This is a genomic window from Candidatus Neomarinimicrobiota bacterium (assembly GCA_041862535.1).
Taxonomy (GTDB): Bacteria; Fidelibacterota; Marinisomatia; order SCGC-AAA003-L08; family TS1B11.
Genome location: JBGVTM010000338.1, coordinates 1 through 5588 on the forward strand (window position 1 = coordinate 1; position 5588 = coordinate 5588).

A 5588-nucleotide genomic window follows, 5' to 3' on the forward strand; every position below is an offset into this window, starting at 1 on the left:
AACCGAGGGCCTCCGACGACGGCAGCCGGGGCGTTGGCTTTGGTGGAATTGCCAGTACGGCTTTCAATGGAGACCGGTTCAAACCAGCCGATGGTACCCTGGTTTTCTACCAGATATTCACGTGCCACCCGCTGGACATCCGCTTTCATTATGGCCGCTAGCCGATCAAGATAAGTGGTATAGTAAGTCCACTCACCAATGGCGATGGCCTCGTTCAAGGCCGCCGCGATGGAAAAGGAGCCATCCCGGCTGAAGGCCACCTCCGCCTTAATCTGGGCCTTCACCCGGTCCACCTCCGCCATCGTTACCCCTTCTATTTTAACCTTTTCATACTCACTCAGGATAATCCGCTCCACCTTCTGATGACCGGTGCCCGGGGTCAGGAAGGCATAGGTAATGAAGAGGCCATTATCATGGAGCGGATGGTCCCAGACAACAATGGAAGTGGTAAGGCCTTTATCAATAAGGGCACGATAGAAATGGCTCGTTTTGCCGATACCCAGGATACCTTTCAGTAGAGTGAGGGCATACTTATCCGGGTGCAACCCCACCGGGGATTTATGGGCGATAGCAACAATACCGGTCTCACCGGAGCGCCTGAGGACAAACCGACGCGGGCCCTCCTGCCGGGGTTCAGAAGTGTACATTTCGGGAATGGGATGGGGAGATGCAGAGTATTTTCCGAAGTTGGACTTAATCCAGGATAGCACCTGTGCGGTATCGAAATCGCCGATAACCGTGACCGTGGCGTTGTTGGGCCAGTAAAAGGTATCATAAAACTGACGTAGACGCTCGGTTGAAACGCCCTCGACGTCTGAGCGCCAGCCGATAGTGGCATGGTGGTAGGGGTGAGCCTGGTAGGCAGTAGCCCACATATTCTTATCCAGTGCTTCCCAGGGGTCATTCTCACCACGCTCAAGCTCGTTGCGCACCACCGTCATTTCCGGTTGGCGGTCGCTGTCCCGGATCAGTGCCTGACGCATGCGGTCAGCCTCGATAGCGATGGCTGTCTCCAGGTGTTCACTGGGCAGCAGCTCGAAGTAATTAGTACGATCCAACCAGGTGGTAGCATTGATGCGAGCTCCCACATCCTGCAGCACAGACCAGATAGAATTGCCGTGCTCTTTATTGTATCCCTGGGAGCCCTTGAACATCAGATGCTCCAGAAGATGGGTCGAGCCGGTGTGCCCGATGGCCTCATTGCGGGAACCGACCTGGTAGGTGACCATAAAGGTAGCAACCGGGGTTGAATGATCTTCCATAAGCAGAATCGTCAGACCATTGGACGTCATCCGGTATTCCGTAATGCCGCCAGAGACCCGAATCTGTTTAAAACCTCTCATAGCCCCTTCCCGGGTACATGCTGCCAGAAAAAAGAGAACCACACCACTTGCAACGCAGCACCGCAATGCCTCGCATATGCATCAATGGTACGGTCGCCCGATTCTCCGTTATAAAAAAATAAGCTAACACTTTTTGGGAACCTCTGGGGTTTTTATGTTTAAGTCATCGTAAAGGGGACGATACGAGAATACACACCCTTTTGAAGAATGGTGTTCCAGATCAAATATATTCCCTTAGGTTGAGCTTACCCTTATTTTGAACCGATTTTATGCTTACATTAGCAGGCGAGGAGATGAAAGGATGTCTCTTATGAATACCAGACTGTTGCCATTCATCATGTTCATACTTGGCGGCGCATTGATATTGGGAAGCTGTGCCAAGCCAGCTGCCGAAGAAGCGCCCACACCTGTAGTTGAGGAACCCAAACCAGCCCCTGAAGTGGTTGTAGCACCACCCATTGCTGAAGAGGAGCTGCCCATCGTCGAGAAAGAGGTAGTGGAAGAGGTCGCTGTGCCTGAAGAGCTACCCGAGGAACCGGTGACGATTCCCCTGGAAGAATACAAGGATATCGAGCAAGAGCCGGAGGAGATCATCCATCCGGACAGCGTGGTATACCTGTACATGATTCGGCCCCATGACTACCTCATCAAGATTGCATACAATGAATACGGCAATCCCAACGAGTGGCGTCGCATCTACAGCTGGAACCGGGAACGCATCGGTGACAATCCCAACCTCATTTACCCTTATCACGAGCTGGAGCTGTATAAACCGGAAGATCAGATTGTCAAGTGGGACTACGATTACACCATCCATGTAGTCGAGAAGGATGAGACCTTGTGGTCCATCGCCGGGCAAAAATACGGCGATGAGATCGCCTGGATTGTGATCTTCTGGGACAACGAAAAAGCACTTAACTCCAACGCAGGGATGCTTAAACCAGGAATGGAGCTACGGATTCGCACCGAGCTCTGGCCAACCTTCTAGCAAACCGGATTTCCAGCATAAGGGGAAACAAGCATGAACAGCCCCGGGAAGAACCCGGGGCTGTCTGCCTTTATCGGTTGGGTTGCCGGCAGTCGGATCAACCCCGTTTCTTTTGAAGCTTCTGAACCCGCTTCTGGACGGACTTGATACCGGGGTAATCGGGATAGTTGTCCAATACGATATGCAGGGTATGAATGGCGGCATCGATGTTTCTCAGCTGCGATTCATAGATATCGGCCGCTTCAAGGATAGCAGCAACGGCCCGCTCTTGCTCTTTGGGGTAGCGCTGGTGGATATCCAGGCAATAGACCACCGCAGCATCATACTGTCGGATTTCCCTAGAGATGGAGGCCAGTCCTTCCAAGGCCGGAATACCTGCTTCCGGTTCCTCGCCATAACGCGTAAGGACTTCTTCGTAGACGGCCAAAGCGGCCGTGGGTGACGCCAGTTGGAGGCGCAGCAGCTCGGCGTACCGGAACAGGCTGACAGTTGCCAAGGCATCGTCAGGGTAAGTATCGGCCAGTTCGCGATACAGGTTCCCCGCCTGTTGGTAGTCTTTCAGTTCATTCTGATAAATACCGGCCCGGACAAGGAGGGCCGCCGGAGCTTTCTCATGGTCAGGGAACTCCACCCTGAAATCCTCAAATCGCCGCGCGGCAGTCTCATAGGCCTTCAAATTATCGGCAGTTATCTGCGCCATGGCGTAGGTGATCTCGGGCCGGTAGCGGCTGTGCGGGTATAGCGTGCGGATCTTCAGATAGGTGAGGATCTCGTTATGATACTGCTCCTGAGCATGATAGGCCTGGGCAATCCAGACGAGAACTTCATCCGCCTGGAATATACCCGGATACATGGCCAGGAACTGTTGTGCCTCCATGATGAACCATTCCCTGGCGGTGGCATCAGGTAGCTTCCGTACGTGGTTCAGATAATTTAGAAACCGGTTAAACTCTTCCTCACCAACATCCAAGGAATCGGGATTGAGGGCCACGTCATGATACAATCGCCCCAGGTCGCTATTCTTGTCAACCAGTTCTTCCAATTGACCCATGGCCTGGAGCCCGGCTTCCGATTCAGGGTAGAGAAAGAGCGTTTTTAAATACGCCAGGGTAGCCCGGACAGGATTATCTTGTTTACTGTAGGTGTTGGCGAGGAGATTAAGGGCATCCGGCGAATGGCCCTGCAGGGCTACCCGGGCCAGATACTGGCGGAATTCATCAAGTCTATAGGCATAAATCTCATCACTCTCGGCCCTGGCCTGGAATAGCCGCATCAGTCCGGTGGTCTCGAGTTCATAATCCACCGTTTGCCGCAAATAACTGATGAGCCTTTCATCCACGGCGGAATCTATAGCGGCCTCCCTGGGAGTTAACATTGCTGTCTTGAGCTGTTCGTACATTCCTGTAACTCGTTGTTCGCTGGCGGCTAATTCCTGCTGCACAGCTTCGAGCGTATTCCTCAAAGCCATAGCGGTATCCGAGTAGGCTCGCTGGGCACTTCCGGTTGTAGCAAGATGAGTCTGAGTCCTGGCCAGGATGATCATAAGCGAGTCGGCCAGAGCCTGCAGCTCGCTCTCCCGATGGAAGCTCTGGGCGATGGAATCACTCAGGGCACTCAAGCGGGCCAGATTTTGCTCGTTTTCAGTCACGGCCCGATCATAAAGGATGAACAGGTGTGACAGGCTGTCGGCCAGCTGCCGGATCTGGTCCTGGGCCAGGGCCAGCGAATCGGTCATGAGACCCGCCTGCTGCTCCAGCTGCTGGACGAGGAAGTTGGCGGCATCCAGCTGTTCCTGGGTGAGGAAGAGGCTGTCCTGGAGCAGGGAAATACGATGCTCATAAACCTGCTCGAGCAGGGAGGATTCCGGCGCGGCAGCGGCTGTATCTTCTGTAACCTGGGCGAAAAGGATCATTCCCGGGACAAACATTATCCACATCAGGGAGCGGATCAATATCGCCCCGGCGACATGATCGCTAAGCCTAACTGTTGTCTTGGAAATCACAGAAAATCTCCTAATAAACATGTATCTATAGAATACCTTCATCTAATCTGGCTCTTAGCTTTGGCAAAGATACGAAAACCACTCAACTATTGCCAGTTCCGGGGCAAAAAATTTCTAATATGGTTCTAATACGGCTAGATATTCTCCGAAGACCCGGCAAGTGTCAGGCTGAAACTTAGCCATTAAAAAAGATTAGTTACTTAATAGATTTATACAACTGCCCGCCAATCATTGCTTGCCCGCCTGAACTCACTGTCGTATCTTGATTATAAAGCCAATTCCCATTCAATCAGGAGGCACCACAATTGGCGGTAGTGGCCTTACTACTGGTGGCATCAGGTCTGTGCGGTCCGGTGGTGGTTTCAGAAGTTATGTACCATCCTTACGGAACTGATGTGCCTGACGAATTTGTGGAAATCGTCAACATTACCGACTACACCATTGATCTGGCGGGCTGGCGGCTAGCCGATCTGCACAGCATCGACGACCTTGGCGGCAGTCAACTGCTCCTCTGGCCCGGCCAGATCGCCGTCATCTTTGAGGCCGACTACGACACTGCCACCGGTACTTACCGGGACCTCCTTCCTGCTGCCGCTACGATCCTTTTTGTAGATGACAATGCAATCGGCAACGGCCTGTCCAACAGCGGCGACACTCTGTTTCTGGTCGATGCAGCCGGGGACACGGTAGATCAAGTCGGGTGGAACCAGGATATCACGCCGGGGTATTCGCTGGAGAAGGTCATTCTGGATGATTGCACCCTGCCAGGTAACTGGCGCCCCAGCACGCAGCTGTACGGTACTCCAGGGGCATCCAACTCAGTGGTCGGCCATGGAATAGACCTCGCCCTAAGTAATCTCGACTGGGAAGCCGCAACGCCGCCGAGAGGCTTCAGGATCAGCGCCACTATCAGCAACCAAGGAATCATGGCGGCGGAGGGGAAGGTCCTGGCCGATGAAACGGAGGTGGCCAATATTCCATCTCTCGAGGTGGGTGAAAGCCGCGTGATCACCTTCGGGTGGGAAGCGCCCGAAACAGTATTGGGCCTGTATTCCCTGACAGTCCGTATAGCAGTGCCAGGAGACTACGATACCACCAATAACAGCCTTCAGATTGATATCCCTATCCCAGCTCCCGCTATGGCTGTGGTGGTAAATGAGATCATGTATATGCCCTTAAGCGGCGAGCCGGAATGGGTGGAACTGGTAAACACCACCACCAGTATGGTGAATTTGAAACTCTGGGAGGTTCGTGA

The 5588-nt window shown here is 53.3% G+C and carries 4 protein-coding genes; 2 read left to right on the forward strand and 2 right to left on the reverse strand.

Annotation, left to right across the window (positions count from 1 at the left end; genetic code table 11):
• Positions 1-1343 (reverse strand): M16 family metallopeptidase (locus tag ACETWG_12190; GenBank protein ID MFB0517346.1); only part of this gene is annotated, 1343 nt, incomplete at its 3' end.
• Positions 1344-1653: 310 nt separating this feature from the next.
• Here ACETWG_12190 and ACETWG_12195 point away from each other — a divergent pair.
• Positions 1654-2331, forward strand: coding sequence for a LysM peptidoglycan-binding domain-containing protein (locus ACETWG_12195; protein ID MFB0517347.1), 678 nt, complete (start codon positions 1654-1656; stop codon positions 2329-2331).
• A gap of 97 nt (positions 2332-2428) precedes the next feature.
• Here ACETWG_12195 and ACETWG_12200 read toward each other — a convergent pair whose 3' ends face one another.
• Positions 2429-4333: a tetratricopeptide repeat protein gene (locus tag ACETWG_12200; protein ID MFB0517348.1), complete on the reverse strand. Its 1905-nt coding sequence runs from the start codon at positions 4331-4333 to the stop codon at positions 2429-2431.
• 314 nt (positions 4334-4647) lie between these two features.
• On the opposite strand from ACETWG_12200, the gene ACETWG_12205 reads away from it, so the two are divergent.
• Positions 4648-5588 (forward strand): lamin tail domain-containing protein (locus ACETWG_12205; protein MFB0517349.1); only part of this gene is annotated, 941 nt, incomplete at its 3' end.